The organism is Chryseobacterium luteum (genome assembly GCF_000737785.1).
Lineage (GTDB): Bacteria > Bacteroidota > Bacteroidia > Flavobacteriales > Weeksellaceae > Chryseobacterium > Chryseobacterium luteum.
This window is the reverse complement of the sequence record NZ_JPRO01000003.1, coordinates 1-16,648: the sequence shown is the minus strand read 5'-3', so window position 1 is coordinate 16,648 and position 16,648 is coordinate 1. Positions and strand designations below refer to the sequence as shown.

Sequence of the window (16,648 nt, the reverse complement as noted above, 5' to 3'; positions counted from 1 at the left end):
ATTAATTGCTTTTATAAGTTACGTATTCAATAACATCTATCTTCATAATAGACTCAAGGGTAAATGCATTAGAAACTGTATTCGTGTCAGAAACATTACGGCCTATGGTAAACTGTGAGTTTGCATTTGATGTATTGATCTTCCGGCATGCCACTTCAAGCTTCTGTGCACCTAGCGGAACATTCTGCTCTGTATAATTAAGCGTGAAAATATAATCCTGGATTCCTGATTTCTCTGTATTATTGTTTGAAGTAACCTTATCAGGCCTTACCGCTACCAGTTTTCCGTTTCTGAAAACCCCGCATGTAAACGTAACAGATTCGGAAGTTCCCGCATTAGGAGCCTTCATCTCTATCCCCGTCTGAAACTGGTAAGTAAGCCTGTTTTTTCCGTTTTTGATAATAAAATTGTTTTCAAGCCCGGCAATTTTTGACCACTTTCCTTTTGATGTATCGGCAATATCATCTCCTACATTGTTCTTATAAACATTATCTGCCGCAACACCGTTAGAAAGCGTTGAAACACCCGCCTGATCAGATGACAGGTATGAATTGATCAATTTGTACTGCCCTTCCTCCATAAAGGAAACATTCACTGATTTCCAGACAGGAGGCAGACCTTCTCCCTGTGAAACCAAAACCTGACCGTTCAACCCGGCATTTCCAGCCTGGGCAGATGTACCGCCTACTCTAAGTTCTTTTCTTAAGGTGGTTTTCCCGTTGACATCGAGAGTAGATTTGGGAGAAGTGGTCCCAATTCCCACCTGCGCGTTCACACTGACTGATAAAAGCCCGGTTGCGCAATAATAAATAATTTTTTTCATAATATGGGCTGCAAAGTTATAAATTAAAATCATAAAAAACCACTCAAATCCACGTAAACCCGTATAAACAAAGCAATTATGTTATAGAATTATACGTACACAAAAGTAGAATTATTACTACAAACCATTCTTTTTTTATTATCCTTCCTGAATATACATCGCTTAAATACAGCACCATAAGCAGATCCACTATTATTATTTTTCATTATATAGTGATTTTTAAACGCTTCCAATTCCTGTCTGGAACAGATTTTTTTTCAGCATTGACATTAAAATAATCAATAAAAAAGACCCAAAAAAGTAATTTTTTGGATCTTTCTTTGTTTTTTCAGTTAAAAAATTAAGTCATTTATTCCTTAATTATGTCCGATAATTGTTTTTAAAAGCACATTGACCTCATCTACATTTTTTACTTTTTCCTTTCTCATCATAAGCAGGTTGCCATCTTTCCCGATCTTCTCTTTAAGCTGGGCTTCCGCGGGATTTTGCGTTAAATAGCTGATGATATGCCTGAACCTGTCCGTCTGGTAAAACTTATCCTGGGGATTTGCAGGGAAATACCCTAAAAACACACCATTCTTCATAACGATCTTTTCGAATCCGATTTCTGCAGCAAGCCATTTCAAGGCGACACTCTTTAATAAATTAACCACTTCTTTCGGCAAAGCCCCGAAACGGTCAATCAATTCAAGCTCAAATTGATAGAGATCCTTTTCATTGTCGATTTCTGCAATTTTCTGGTACAGCAATAATCTTTCTTCCGTATTGGAGATATAAAAATCCGGAAGCATCAGCTCCAGGTCGGTATCAATATTGACCTCCTTTACAGACTTGAAAAGCTTCTGCCTGTCCTCCTCATTATCAAACAGGTTTTCAAAATCCGCATCATCTTTTAATTCTTCCAAAGCTTCCTGCATCAGTTTCTGATAGGTTTCAAAGCCCATTTCATTAATAAAGCCGCTCTGTTCCGCCCCAAGGAGATCTCCTGCTCCACGGATCTCAAGATCCTTCATTGCAATCTGGAAACCGCTTCCAAGATCTGAGAATTGTTCAATAGCCTCAAGACGTTTTCTGGCATCAGAAGTCATCATATCGTACGGCGGCGTGATCAGGTAGCAGAAAGCCTTTCTGTTGCTCCGCCCTACCCTTCCCCTCATCTGGTGAAGATCCGCCATTCCGAACCTGTGGGCATCATTAATAAAGATTGTATTGGCATTGGGAACATCTACCCCACTTTCAACGATGGTTGTGGAAACAAGAACGTCATATTTCCCTTCCATAAAATCAAGGACATTCTTTTCCAGCTGCTTGCCTTCCATTTGCCCATGTCCTGTAATAACTTTTGCATCAGGCACTAGCCTCTGGATAAGTCCGGCAATATCTTTAAGGTTTTCGATTCTGTTATTAATGAAATATACCTGCCCATCCCTCTGGATTTCATATGAAACGGCATCCCTGATAATTTCTTCATTAAAACCGATCAGCTGCGTATCAACCGGCTGCCTGTTGGGTGGTGGTGTTTTTATAACCGAAAGGTCCCTCGCAGCCATCAGGGAGAACTGAAGTGTCCTTGGTATAGGAGTAGCAGTCAATGTAAGGGTATCCACATTATTTTTCATCGTTTTCAGTTTGTCTTTAACCGAAACTCCGAATTTATGTTCCTCATCAATGATCAGCAGCCCAAGGTCTTTGAACTTTACAGAACTGCCCACCAGCTGATGGGTTCCTATTATGATATCTACTTTCCCGTTCTTAAGCCCATCCAAAGCCTCTGCTTTCTGCTTAGGTGTCCTGAATCTGTTAACATAAGAAACGTTCACAGGAAAGTCTTTCAGTCTTTCTTTGAAGCTTCTGTAATGCTGGAACGCCAGAATGGTGGTAGGAACCAATACGGCAACCTGCTTACCATCAGTTGCCGCCTTAAACGCAGCACGGATTGCAACTTCCGTTTTACCGAAACCAACGTCTCCACAAACCAGTCTGTCCATCACCGTATCTGCTTCCATATCCCGTTTTACATCAATGGTTGCTTTTTCCTGATCCGGCGTATCTTCATAAATAAAACTGGCTTCCAGCTCATTCTGCAGATAGGAATCCGGTGTAAAAGCAAACCCTTTTGCCGTTTTTCTTTCGGCATACAGCCTGATAAGATCAAAAGCGATCTGCTTTACTTTTGCCTTTGTTTTCTGCTTTAAAGATTTCCAGGCCGGAGAACCTAATTTACTCAGTACAACTTCTTTTCCGTCGGGACCGTTAAATTTTGATATTTTATGAAGCGAGTGAATGCTTACATATAACAAGTCCCCGTTTTTATAGGTAAGCTTAAAGCATTCCTGAATTTTTCCGTCGTTATTTACTTTCACAAGCCCCATGAACTTCCCTATACCATGATCGATATGGGCAATATAATCCCCTATTTTCAAGGACATTAAATCCTTCAGGGTAAGCTGCTCGGATTTTGCAAACGTATTTTTCGCTTTATACCTCTGGTAGCGGTCAAAGATCTGGTGATCCGTATACACTAAAAGCTTGTGGTCGTTATCTACAAAACCTTCATGCAGCTCAGATTTAAAACTTTTAAAAGGAAGCTCGTGCTCAAGCTCTTCAAATATGGATTCCAGCCTTTCTTTCTGCTTTTCTGTAGAAAAAGAGATCCAGGTATCAAAACCTTCATTCTGCTTTTCTTCAATATCTTCTATCAGCAGTTCGAAATTTTTATGGAAAGAAGGCTGTGGAAGCTGTTCAATTTTTATTTCAGTGATGTCTTTAAGTCCTTCAATAGGAATACCGGCGAAATCAATTGTTTTGAATTTTTTAAAATCAAACAGAAACTCCTGATCCGAAATAAAGAGTTCCTGTGGTATTCTGTGCGCAATATCTTTACTTAAAGCATCATATTTTTCCAGTGATTTTTCGTAAAAAGTCCTGATCTTCTGCATACCGACCAATCCATTCCTTGAAACAACGAAACTCTCTTCAGACAGCAGCTGCAAAAGGGAGACCCTGGTTCCTATTACCGAAAAATTCATATTGGAAACCAGCTGAAAGTCTTTCACCTTATCTATGGAAAGCTGTGTTTCTATATCAAAGGTTTTAATGTTCTCCACTTCATTTCCAAAGAAGGTAAGACGGTAAGGCTTTTCATAGGAGTATGAAAATACGTCAACAATCCCTCCTCTTACTGAAAATTCTCCCGGTTCGGAAACAAAATCTGTCTGCTGGAAATTGTAATGATTCAACAGCTCATCTACAAAATCAAAATCCAGCTGATCACCTACTTTTATATGATGAGAGATCGCTTTAAAGTCTTCTTTCTTCAAAACTTTTTCAGACAGAGCTCCGGCATAAGCCACAATAACTTTAGGGGCCTTCCCGGAATTGATCTTATTTAAAACCTCTGTGCGGAGTACGAGATTGGCATTCTGTGTCTTTTCTACCTGGTAAGGCTCAAGATGGGTTGCCGGAAAATACAGAACCTTGTCCTTTCCAAGCAGGTCTTCCATTTCCGTATTGGCGTACAGGGCATCTTCCTTGTCATCTAACAGATACAGAACAGTCTTCTTCTGTGCGAGAAAAAGCTCTGCCACAAAGATAGAAACTGAAGATCCTGCATTTCCCTTCACGGAAATATGCTGGCTTTTTTCTAGCTGGGTAAAGATCTCTTTTCCAAATTCTTTCTGAAGCAGTTCGGGTAGAAACTTTTCGTGAATAGGTTTTAGCTGCATAAATAGTAATGGTATAAACGACAAAAGCGATTTCGGGAGTGTTCCGAAACCGTTTGCTTGCAACAAAGATAAGGATATTTTTTTCTTTCAGCGGAAATCAGGAATTACCGAAAACATAGCATGTGGTACCCTATACATACCCAAACCTTAATTTTTTATTAATTTATTTAATTAAAAGTTAAAAAAATCCCATTATTCCGTAGTGGCATAGTGTTTGGGAAAATTACCCTATCAAACTTTAAAGAAATAGAATTATGAAAAAAGCAATCAGAATCTTAGGAATTTTTATGCTGGTCTTTGTTGCCACATTATCTTTTGCAGCGTGTAGTGATGATGATGATCCTGTAAACAATGACTTCTTTGCGGGAACGTATAAAGGAAACATTTCTTATAATGACGGATCTACCAACAACAGCACAGATAACGGAAGTGTATTTGTAACTAAAATCGCCAGCGGAACAAAATATAATTTCGCATTTTCAAACGGGATCCCGGATCTTAACGGAGTGGAATTTCAACAACAGGGAGACCATACCCTTGTAATGGTTGGCGCAAGTGCCACATCTTATATAAGAATAGACAATAATGAGTTGAAAATTCTGTATATCAAGGATGGTAAAACCTGGACTGCCAACTGTACACGTTAAACCAACTATTCATACTTAACATGTAAGCCTGATTCTTTAAAAGAATCAGGCTTATTTCATTTTAAAGACCTTTTATTTAAGTTTTTTTTAAGCAGTAATAAACTTTAGTTAAGGTTGAAAATACTGATTTTCCAGCCTGCTTTTTGTATACCTTTACTCAAGAAAAAACAAACAGTCATCCTATGAAAAATTTACTAACAGCAATGTCACTGGCCTTAGGACTGGGATTTGCAAGCGCACAACAGACTACTCCGGCAACTACAGCTGCCTCTCATCCAACAACAAAAACAGTAAAGGCTCCGGCAGCGAAAACAGCTCAGCCGGCAGCAAAAATGAAAAAGGACGGAACACCTGACAAAAGGTATAAAGAAAACAAGAATCTTAAAAAAGACGGCACTCCAGACAAGAGGCAAAAAGCAAACAAGTAAACTTTAACATATAGTTGTTATTTTCATAATCAAATTTCGAAGAACCGGTGACTCATTCACCGGTTTTTTTTGGCATATAGGGTTGAAAATGATTTCATATTCTATACTTATTTATAAATTTGAGGCATGTTAAACTTCTTCAAGAAAAAGGCGGCGCTTGTCTGGGCAAAAAAACATGTCCTGAAAAGCGGGGAATTCAAAAAAAACTCAGTAAAAAATCAGGAAGCCCTTTTGCTGTCTTTGGTTAAAACGGCAGAGAAAACTCTTTTCGGAAGGGAACATGATTTTGAAAGCATCCGGTCTGTAAAAGAATTCCAGGACAGGGTTCCTGTTGCTGATTATGAAGATCTGAAACCTTATATTGAAAGGGTAAAAAAAGGGCAGGCCAACATTCTCTGGACAGAGACTCCCGAATATTTTGCAAAAACTTCAGGAACCACTTCCGGCTCAAAGTACATTCCGATTTCAAAAGAGGGAATGCCTTTCCAGATTGCAGGTGCACAGAGTGCACTATTCCATTATATTGCCCAGAAAAACAATGCGGATTTTGTGAACGGGAAAATGATCTTTTTGCAGGGAAGCCCTGAAATGGAAGAAGTTTTCGGAATAAAAACGGGACGCCTTTCAGGAATTGTGGCACATCACATCCCGGGTTATCTTCAAAAGAACCGCCTTCCCAGCTGGAATACGAATATAATGGAGGACTGGGAAGCCAAGGTAGAGAAGATTATTGAGGAAACTGAACATGAAAACATGACGCTGATCTCCGGAATTCCGCCCTGGCTGATCATGTATTTTGAGAAGCTTACTGAAAAACACGGTAAAAAGATCAAACAGCTTTTCCCCAATCTCCAGCTGCTGGTTACGGGAGGCGTTAATTACGAGCCTTACAGGGATAAAATGAATGATCTCCTTGGCGGAAAAGTGGATATCATTCAGACGTTTCCGGCATCTGAAGGTTTTTTTGCTTTTCAGGATGACTATACTAAGGAAGGGCTGCTTCTTTTAACAGATCATGGAATTTTCTATGAATTTATCCCCCTGGAGGAGTATGGTAAGCCTGAAGCGCGAAGATTAACATTAAAAGATGTAGAGCTCAATAAAGATTATGCCCTGATCCTTAGTACCAATTCAGGCTTGTGGGCTTATTCAATAGGAGATGTTGTAAGGTTCACCGGTAAAGATCCGTACAGAATCCTGGTGAGCGGAAGAACGAAACATTTTACTTCTGCTTTTGGAGAGCACGTAATTGCTTTCGAGGTAGAAGAAGCAATGAAAGCCACGGTGGAAAAAAATGCTGCCCAGATCACGGAATTTCACCTTGCCCCGCAGGTGAATCCTACGGAAGGCCTTCCTTATCATGAATGGCTGATTGAATTTGAAAAAGAACCGGAAAATTTAGAGTTATTCAGGAGTGAGCTGGACGAACAGCTTCGGGCAAGAAATACATATTATGATGATCTTATTACAGGAAATATCCTTCAGCAGCTACATATTACTCCGCTAAAAAAGAATGCTTTCCACGAGTATGCAAAATCGCAGGGCAAACTGGGAGGCCAGAATAAAACACCAAGACTTGCCAATGACAGAAAAATCGCAGATCTGTTGGAAATTTACAAACTTTAAAGATATTTTTTCAATTCCAAAAACATATATTCGAAAAAAATTATAAATTTGAAAAAATAAAAAATAATAATGAAAGCATCTGTACTTTTAAAATCATCTTTACTAACATCTTTATTTGTAATTTCATCCTGCGCTACCACAAAGTACAGCGAGGACATTTCAAAAAACAATTATTCTAATCTTCAGGCTGGAAAAATGTATGTTGTTACCATGAAAGATGGTTCTCCAAAACAGAAAATGCTGTTCCGAAACATTGACGGTGATAACCTGATAGGAACTGCAGGCAAAAAGGACAGTGCAGAAGTGATTATCCCGAAATCCAATGTAGCTGCTGTAAAAGACAGATCTAAAGCAAGGGTAACAGCCGGTGCCGCCGTGATTGGTGCAGCAGGCGTTGCAGCCATCGTGATCAGTTCATTAAGAGCGGACTAAAATAGATTTTATCTTTCGGACTCTATTTGATTTATCATTTAAAAAATCCTCATACAAACAGCCTTAAATAAATATTTAGGGCTATTTTTGTGTATGATTTCCTTTACACCGTTAAAAACATTGCAAAATGTTGAATTCAGGAATCTTCTTACGGGAAGATTTTTTATCGTTTTAGCCTTCAGAATGCTCGCAACTTTATTAGGATGGTGGGTGTACCAGCTAACAAAAGATCCTTTTTCAATAGGCCTGATCGGGCTCTCGGAGGTTATTCCCGCGGTAAGCTGTGCCTTGTATGCCGGTCATGTAATTGATATGAATGAAAAGAAGAGACTGCTTCTGATCTGCAATTATGCATACATTTTCCTGATCGGGCTGCTGCTGATCCCGGCATTTTTCAACGTGGAAATGCATTTCAACGGACACGAAATCACTTATTTTATATACAGTGTTATATTTTTCACAGGAATTGCAAGAGCTTTTATCGGGCCTATTGTTCCGTCAATGATTCCCAAAATTGTAAAGAAAGAGAATCTTCCGAATGCAGTAACCCTGAACCAGGCCACCTTTTTGATATCTTCGGTATGCGGACATGCTGCCGGCGGGCTTCTTATCGGTTACTTCGGAGTCAAATGGACTCTGGTTGTCATCATTTCATTGATATTTGTTGCTTCGTTATTCTTCTGGCAGCTGAAACAGCAGCATTCCGAATATAAAAAAGAGGATGTAAATGTTGTGGAAAGCATGCGTGAGGGCATTTCCTATATTTTTAAAACGAAAGAAATTCTGGGGGCATTATGCCTTGATATGTTTGCGGTTCTTTTTGGCGGGGCTGTTGCTATGATCCCGGTATTTGCCACTGATATTTTAGATGCGGGAGCGGAAGGTTTCGGTCTTCTGAATGCCGCTTCGGATATAGGTTCTATGTGTATCATCACTCTTCTGGCGATTGTTCCGTTAAGAAAGAACCAGGGGAAGATCCTTCTTGTCGTTGTTGCCGGATTCGGGCTCTGCATCATCGGATTCGGGCTCTCAAAGCTTTACTGGCTCTCATTTATATTCCTTGTAATGAGCGGAATGCTTGACGGAATTTCGGTGGTGATCAGGGGAACAATTGTACAGCTGAAAACTCCCGATCATATCAGGGGCCGCGTACTGAGTGTGAATTCCATATTCATCATGTCGAGTAATGAAATGGGGCAGTTTGAAAGCGGTCTGATGGCAAAATTACTAGGTGTAGTAAGGTCTGTAGTCTTCGGGGGAACCATGACGGTACTGGTAGCTCTTCTTGTAGCAAGCACAAATCCCAAGCTGAGAAAAATGAATTATTAGACAATAATAAGTCGATTCTATTAAATATATCATAAAATCTTTAAATTAACTTTAATAATTTTTTATATTTGTTTTTTTTAAATCCCCCTTTATGAAAAAAGCATTACTCGTTTTTCTAATCATCTGCTCCCGCATCTTATATGCTCAGTCAGATTGTATTAGTGCAATATCTATCTGCGGAAACTCAGATATTTCCTATACCCCTGCCGGACCAGGAAACGTACTGGAAGGTATTGGAATCAATTCTTGTCTGAACGATACAGACAATGAACACTTTTCGGTATGGTACTCGTTTACGGCAGCAACTTCCGGAACATTAGCCTTTGTTATTAATCCTAACGTTGATACCGACGATTATGATTTTGCAGTTTATGGCCCTACCACTAACGGCTGTACTTCTTTGAACAATAATAACGTTTTTGTAACGCCACTGAGATGTAACTACAACGGTACCGGATCCTCACAGGGAAATACCGGGCTATTATTAACACTACCGCCGCCACCACCGCCAAATACCAATGGAAATGCAGGAAACCAGAATGAATGGAGCCCACATATGGTAGTACAGGCCGGTGAGACTTATTATCTTGTTGTAGATAACTTCAGAAGTTCTCCGGATGGATTCTCACTGACATGGACAGGTACCGCCAGTTTAAGCTCTGCGTTCAACGATTCTACTCTGGCTCCGTTTCCGTTTGTTACGCCCGGACTTCCGGCAGCCAATCCTAATGATCCGAACGAGGTAACGGTATGTTCACTTGCTACCCCATTTAACTTTCTTTCACTGAGTACAGCAATTATTAACGGTAACAGCTCGAATTTCAAGGTGTCTTACCATAAAAATACAAACGATGCCATTACAGGAGGAAATCCTGTGACTACAGAGACTGTAAACCTTACAACAGTTTACTATTACAGAATTGTATATCAGGACCCTGTGAACCCTACGAACCCTATGAACGGCTGTTTTATTACAGGAAAATTCAAATTCAGAAATGGCAGCTTTACTTTAACAAATGCTACGCTTACAAGCTGCAGCAATAATGGCTCCGGGACAGCAATGTTCGATCTTACCACTGCTACTATAGGAGCTGCACCAACCGATGTGCTGAAGTATTATCCTACGATGTTCGACCTTAATGCAGGAACAAATGAGATCACCAGCCCTGCTATATACCAGTTCGTATCGGCTGAAGGAAAAATATTTGTAAAGGCAACCAATGAATTCGGATGTACAGCAACAGCAGAGATCACCCTGAAGTTCCATCCGCTGGTGCCCGTGACTGATGCTTCTTTGAGAACATGTTTCCTTCAAACAAATCCTTCACTGGGAACATTCAACCTAGGCAATGCACCAGTAACTACATTGACAAGTGCTACAAAAAAATATTACCCATCTCTAACAGATGCAGTAAACGGAACCAATGAAATTTTAAATTTCTTAACCTATACCGCTCCATCCGGAGTAATCTACGTAAAAGTAATTAGCGCGCAGGGATGTTATTCTATTGCGAAAGTAACATTAACCGTACTTTCCCCTGTTTACTCTAACGTGCTTAAAGATAAGATCATTTGTATTGAGGATAAAACCAGCCTGGATGCAGGTCCTGGATTCAATGGTTATGAGTGGAGCACAGGAGCAACCACACAGGTTATTAACAACGTAGGCGTAGGAACATACTGGGTGAAATTAAAAACCGGAGACTGTATCACATTACAGGATGTAAAAATATATGCTTCTGAACAGCCGGTTGTTTCAAGCATTGATATCTCTAACACAAGCATAACCGTGAATGTAATTGCCGGAACTCCTGAATACAAATATTCTATGGATAATATTAACTGGCAGGACTCCAACGTATTCACCAATGTTTCAAGAGGAGACCATACAGTATATGTAAAAGATTCGTATGACTGCGAACCTATTGAGATAACAGTTGTTGTACCTAACCTTATTAATGTTATCACTCCAAACGGAGACGGTGTAAATGATGTTATAGATTATTCAGCATTATCGGGTAAAAATGGTCTTATATTCAGTATCTTTGATAGATATGGTACCAAAATCCACCAGGCTGATAAATCTAATGGATTTAAATGGGACGGAACAGTAGCCGGCAAAAAGATTCCTACGGGAACTTACTGGTATTCTGTAACGTGGAATGAAAATGATAAAAAGAATACTCCATTCAAATTCTCAGGATGGATAATGGTAAAAAATAGAGAATAATCTCCTGTCAAAATAAAACCGCTCTACGGGGCGGTTTTTTTCAACATAAATGCTGATAACTTTATTTTACTCAGATTTTGTCTCACAAAAATCATTTTAAACATGAAAAAAACATTACTCCTTTTAATTTTATTTATAGCGCAGGTGTTTTACGCACAGTCCGATTGCATTAGCGCAATCCCTATTTGCGGAAACTCTGAACTATCATACACTCCATCAGGACATGGAAATGTTGTAGAGAATTTATCCGCAAACGGATGTTTGGGCAGAAGTGAAAATTTCTCGGTATGGTATACTTTTACTATTGCCACATCTGGAACTCTTACATTCGTTATTGATCCTAATGTTAATGCCGACGATTACGATTTTGCAGTATATGGTCCTACCACTAATGGATGTACCTCTTTAAACACCAATAACGTTTTTGTAACACCGCTGAGATGTAACTACAACGGTAGTACTCCAACGGGCAATACGGGACTTACCCTAACCTTACCTCCTCCTCCACCTCCCAATACAAACGGACAGGCAGGGAATTCATTTGAGTGGAGCCCTTACATGCAGGTACAGGCAGGAGAAACGTATTATCTGGTCGTAGACAATTTCAGAAGCTCTCCGGACGGATTCAAAATGATTTGGGGCGGTACTGCCAGCCTGAGTTCAGCATTTAATGATCCTGTTCTGGCACCTAACCCTTTTCTTCCACCTGGTATTCCTGCAGCTGATGCAAACGATCCTTCAACGGTGATGGTGTGCGGGCTTCCTTCACAATTTAATTTTGATACCCTTACTCCTGGTATTATCAACGGAAACAACCCTAATTTCAAGGTGACTTACCATGATAATGTCAATGATGTTATTACAGGGGATGATCCACTTACAATAACGACCGTAAACGGGACGACTACTTATTACTACAGAATCCGTTACCTGGATCCGGAAAACCCAAACAGCGTTATCAATAAATGCTTCATAAGCGGTAAGTTCAAATTTGTAAATGCAAGTATAACCGCAAAAAATGCTACTATTTTCGCATGTAATAACAATGGTGAAGGTACCGGAAAATTTGACCTGACAACGGCAGATGTATTTACAGGTACCGTTACGAAAAAATATTATCCTACCCTTGCCGATCTGAATGCTGATACTAACGAAATCACAAACCCTTCGGATTATATTTCGGCTGAGAAAATAGTATACGTTAAGGTAATTTCTGCGTTTGGATGTACAGCAACAGCCGCAATCACATTATCTTTCCATCCGGTGGTTACACTAAAGGATGCCTTACTGGAAGAGTGCTATATCGAAAATGATATCATGCAAGCTAAATTTGACCTGACAAAAGCGGATGTAGGAGCCGTGGCAGGACAGACAAAAAAATTCTATAAAACATTAAACGATGCTAAAGCTGAAACCAACCCGATTGGTACTCCGGCCACCTACCTTACGACAAGTACTGAAGTGTATGTAAGAGTTACCAATACCAATCAGTGTTATGCGATTGCTAAGATCACACTAAAAGTTCTTCCTCCGGTAAAATCTGCCGTTCTGAAAGACAAAACGATCTGTGCTGAAGGTAAAACAACACTGGATGCAGGGCCTGGATTTGACGGATACGAATGGAGTACCGGTGATACCACACAAGCTATTAACGATGCAGGAATAGGAGTTTACTGGGTGAAGCTGAAAACAGGAAAATGTTTCACGCTTCAGACCGTAACGGTTTCTGCTTCTTCACAACCGGTAATCTCAAGTGTAGACATCAGCAACAATACTATTACAGTGAATGCTTCAGGCGGAACTCCTCCTTATATGTATTCAATAGACGGGACCAACTGGCAATCGACTAATACATTCAGCGGACTTCCAAGAGGAGAAAATAAGATATTCTTAAAGGATTCTTACAACTGTACCCCGGTTCAAATTACAGTTACTGTACCGAATCTGATCAATGCAATCACTCCGAACGGAGATAAGGTGAACGACGAGATCGACTATTCTGCCCTGTCTTATAAGAAAAACCTTGTTTTTATCGTATATGACAGATATGGAAACAAGCTTTACGAAGCTAATAAAATGAGAGATTATAAATGGGACGGAACTGCTTCCGGCAAAAAAATCCCTACCGGTACTTACTGGTATACGATCTCATGGAACGAAAACGATAAAAACAGTACCGAAACGAAATATTCAGGATGGATACTGTTAAAGAATAAAGAATAAGCTTATTCTTATGCTATACAAAAAAGACTGTCATCTGCGACAGTCTTTTTTTGTACATTATATTTTAATTAACCCCAAAAATCACCTTTCTTATCTGAAAATTAAAAAAACAATTGATCAATTTCACCTCAATGAATATTACTCGTTGAAAATTTTCTATTTTTGATCCCTTTTTTACTAACATTCACATGCGTATGCCCATTACAGCTTACGGGAGATTGCTGATAACTTGTTAGTTACTATTTTTTAATTATTTTTTCTAAATAAACTATCTTTGCATCATGGCGCAGAAAGAAACATTATCATCCCTTACACACGGAAATTTTGCAAGAGAGCTGTCTATTGCGGATGGAAAAATGCCACCCAATGCTGTAGATTTTGAAAGACTGGTTATAGGAACTTTTTTAATTGATAAAAAAGGGCTTGATCATTCTATTGACCTTCTTACACCTGAAGTATTTTATGACCCGAGGCATCAGGTTATTTTTGCCACGATTTTAAAGCTTTATGAAGGCAACCATCCTGTGGATCTGATGACGATTATCCAGGAACTGAAAAAAGAAGATAAACTCCACCAGGCAGGTGGCGACCATTATATCATCGATCTTACGATGGGGGTAAGCTCCTCTGCCCATATTGAATATCATGTACGTGTTATTCTTGAAAAATATATATTAAGAAGCCTTATCAACGTTTCTGCCAATGTGATCGATTCTTCCTATAAAGAATCTACTGACGTATTTGAACTTTTGGATAAAGCCGAACAATCTTTCTTTGAAATTACCAACGGTACGATAAAAAAAGGATTCGACACGGCCAATTCACTGGTAAAGCAGGCTATCGAAACGATTAAATCCCTGAAAGATAAAGAAGGACTTTCAGGAGTTCCTTCAGGATTCAGGGATATTGACAAAGAGACCGGAGGCTGGCAGAATTCCGACCTCATCATTATCGCAGCCCGTCCGGCAATGGGTAAAACAGCGTTCCTTCTGTCAATGGCCAGAAATATAGCCGTTGGCCACAAGATCCCGATGGTGCTTTTCTCTCTGGAGATGGCATCCGTACAGCTTATCACCAGGATGATTGCTTCGGAAACGAAAATCTCTTCTGAAAAACTGAGAAAAGGGACTTTGGATGATGATGAATGGCAGAGACTGTTCTCCAATGTGTCCGAACTTGAAAACGCACCGCTTTTCATTGACGAGACCCCTTCCCTTTCCATATTCGACTTCCGTGCAAAATGCCGGAGACTGGTCATGCAGCACGGCGTAAGGCTGATCATGGTAGATTACCTTCAGCTGATGACCGCCGGAAGCGGAGGAAAAGGAGTTGGAAACCGTGAACAGGAAATTTCCATGATATCACGTTCATTGAAGGCTATTGCCAAAGAACTTAATGTCCCTGTTATTGCTCTTTCACAGCTATCGAGAAGTGTGGAAGCCCGTCCCGGAAAAAGGCCTCAGCTTTCTGACCTTAGGGAATCCGGAGCGATTGAGCAGGATGCGGATATTGTATCATTTATTTTCAGACCTGAATACTATAAAATTGCCGTTTGGGATAATGACGAAGAAGGTCAGGAAACCCCAACGGAAAACCAGGCAGAGCTGATCATTGCAAAACACAGAAATGGTGCTACAGCCGATGTAAGATTATCATTCCTGAAGCATTTTGCAAAATTCGGTGATATTGAATCTGCTTTTGACGGTGGTATGGGAGGTTATCCTTCCAATTTCGGCTCCGGCGAACCCAGCGGTTTTGACAAGATCAAAACAACCATCCAGCCTGGTGCTGCATTTGATCTTCCGGATAGCTCAAAACTTTCAGGATCCTCAATGAACGATCTTGATGACGATGATGATTTCCCGTTCTAAAGCCAACAGTATTTAAACTGAATAACAGATTGATTTTAAATGAATACTGATTTTATATACCTGAACTTTTGAGAATAGAAATTTATACTGACGGTGCATGCAGCGGAAATCCCGGAAAAGGAGGCTATGGAATTCTCATGCGCGTTCCTGAAAAAAATTATCAGAAAACATTCTCCAAAGGTTTCCGGAAAACCACCAACAACCGGATGGAGCTTCTGGCTGTTATTTCCGCTATGGAAAAACTAAAATCTTCGGAGAACGATATTCATATTTACACAGACAGCAAATATGTGGCTGATGCCGTGAACCAGAACTGGATTGCCGGATGGATCAAAAGAGGATGGAAAAATGTAAAAAATCCGGATCTCTGGAAAAGATTCATTGAAATGTACAACAAACATACACCAAAAATGCACTGGGTAAAAGGGCATGCAGGACACTTTGAAAATGAACTCTGCGACAAGCTTGCCGTAGCCGCTGCTAATTCATCTGACCTTGAAACTGATACTTATTTTGAAGGGCTGGAAAACAATTCTCTTTTTTAAAAAACTGATTTACTTTCGCAACATTCAATATTCAACTGATTATTATATCATTTATTGAAAGATAATTATCATTTTCGGTAAAATTAACATTAAATACCCATTAATTAATTGGGATTTAATATATTTACATCTTCTAATTAAAGTAATCCCGATTCAATGAATAAATTTTTACTGTCTTATATCTCCCTCTTTCTGCTTTTCTTGTCAGGAGGAGTGTTTTCCCAGACCTATCAGCTAACCGGAAACCCCGTAAATACGACTGGATGGACAACGGTTTCTCCAACACAGATAATAGGCGATTTTGTTCAGCTTACTCCGGATGCCAATGATCAATCCGGATCCATAAGGCTCAATGAACAGATCAATTTAAAATACTGTGACAAATGGAGAGTGGAATTCGATTTCAGAATGGATTCTAACCAAACATCCAACGGAGACGGAATCGCATTTTGGTATTTAGCGAATCCTCCCATCGCAAGCGTATTAGGCTCAGGTCTTGGAGTTTCCCAAAATGCAGTAGGGTTTATTGTAGGGCTTGACACTTATAATAACACAACTACTGCAACAATGAGCAAGGTACACGTTGCTTATGGACAGGTTGCCAATACAACAGATGCCAACAACGTGGAATTTTTCAATGTTCCTGGAAGTTCTTTTCATTCTCCGGATCTGAATACCACCCAACCCTTTCAGGGCACGACTTATAAACACGTCGAAGTAACAGCCCAGGTAGATCCAGCCGTTCCTACCAACTGGATTGTAAAAATAA

Annotated in this window: 11 protein-coding genes and 1 pseudogene; 10 read left to right on the top strand and 2 right to left on the bottom strand. The window is 39.8% G+C overall.

Annotation, left to right across the window (positions count from 1 at the left end; translation table 11 throughout):
• Position 1: 1 nt before the first annotated feature.
• The gene (locus tag IX38_RS05265; protein WP_034703104.1) at positions 2-823 is read right to left on the bottom strand and encodes a hypothetical protein; all 822 of its coding nucleotides are present in this window, start codon (positions 821-823) and stop codon (positions 2-4) included.
• Positions 824-1,179: 356 nt separating this feature from the next.
• On the bottom strand, positions 1,180-4,548 hold the full coding sequence (gene mfd, locus IX38_RS05260) for a transcription-repair coupling factor (RefSeq protein WP_034702587.1): 3,369 nt from the start codon (positions 4,546-4,548) through the stop codon (positions 1,180-1,182).
• A gap of 254 nt (positions 4,549-4,802) precedes the next feature.
• Here mfd and IX38_RS05255 point away from each other — a divergent pair, with 254 nt between their 5' ends.
• The 10 genes and pseudogenes from IX38_RS05255 to IX38_RS05210 form a co-directional block, all read left to right on the top strand.
• On the top strand, positions 4,803-5,195 hold the full coding sequence (locus IX38_RS05255; RefSeq protein ID WP_034702586.1) for a hypothetical protein: 393 nt from the start codon (positions 4,803-4,805) through the stop codon (positions 5,193-5,195).
• A gap of 182 nt (positions 5,196-5,377) precedes the next feature.
• Positions 5,378-5,623, top strand: coding sequence for a hypothetical protein (locus IX38_RS05250; protein ID WP_034702585.1), 246 nt, complete (start codon positions 5,378-5,380; stop codon positions 5,621-5,623).
• Between the two features lie 126 nt (positions 5,624-5,749).
• Positions 5,750-7,249: a GH3 auxin-responsive promoter family protein gene (locus IX38_RS05245; RefSeq protein WP_034702584.1), complete on the top strand. Its 1,500-nt coding sequence runs from the start codon at positions 5,750-5,752 to the stop codon at positions 7,247-7,249.
• Positions 7,250-7,318: 69 nt separating this feature from the next.
• Positions 7,319-7,681, top strand: a complete 363-nt coding sequence (locus tag IX38_RS05240; protein ID WP_034702583.1) for a hypothetical protein — start codon at positions 7,319-7,321, stop codon at positions 7,679-7,681.
• A gap of 93 nt (positions 7,682-7,774) precedes the next feature.
• Positions 7,775-9,010 (top strand): MFS transporter, encoded by a 1,236-nt coding sequence (locus tag IX38_RS05235; RefSeq protein ID WP_034702582.1) that lies wholly within the window; start codon positions 7,775-7,777, stop codon positions 9,008-9,010.
• A 91-nt stretch (positions 9,011-9,101) separates the two neighbouring features.
• Complete coding sequence (locus IX38_RS05230; RefSeq protein ID WP_034702581.1) at positions 9,102-11,240, top strand: T9SS type B sorting domain-containing protein; 2,139 nt, start codon at positions 9,102-9,104, stop codon at positions 11,238-11,240.
• 102 nt (positions 11,241-11,342) lie between these two features.
• Positions 11,343-13,463: a T9SS type B sorting domain-containing protein gene (locus tag IX38_RS05225; RefSeq protein ID WP_034702580.1), complete on the top strand. Its 2,121-nt coding sequence runs from the start codon at positions 11,343-11,345 to the stop codon at positions 13,461-13,463.
• A 281-nt stretch (positions 13,464-13,744) separates the two neighbouring features.
• Complete coding sequence (gene dnaB / locus IX38_RS05220; RefSeq protein WP_034702579.1) at positions 13,745-15,334, top strand: replicative DNA helicase; 1,590 nt, start codon at positions 13,745-13,747, stop codon at positions 15,332-15,334.
• 68 nt (positions 15,335-15,402) lie between these two features.
• Complete coding sequence (gene rnhA / locus IX38_RS05215) at positions 15,403-15,879, top strand: ribonuclease HI (RefSeq protein WP_034702577.1); 477 nt, start codon at positions 15,403-15,405, stop codon at positions 15,877-15,879.
• Between the two features lie 156 nt (positions 15,880-16,035).
• Positions 16,036-16,648 (top strand): annotated as a pseudogene (locus tag IX38_RS05210) (lectin-like domain-containing protein); the annotation flags it as partial.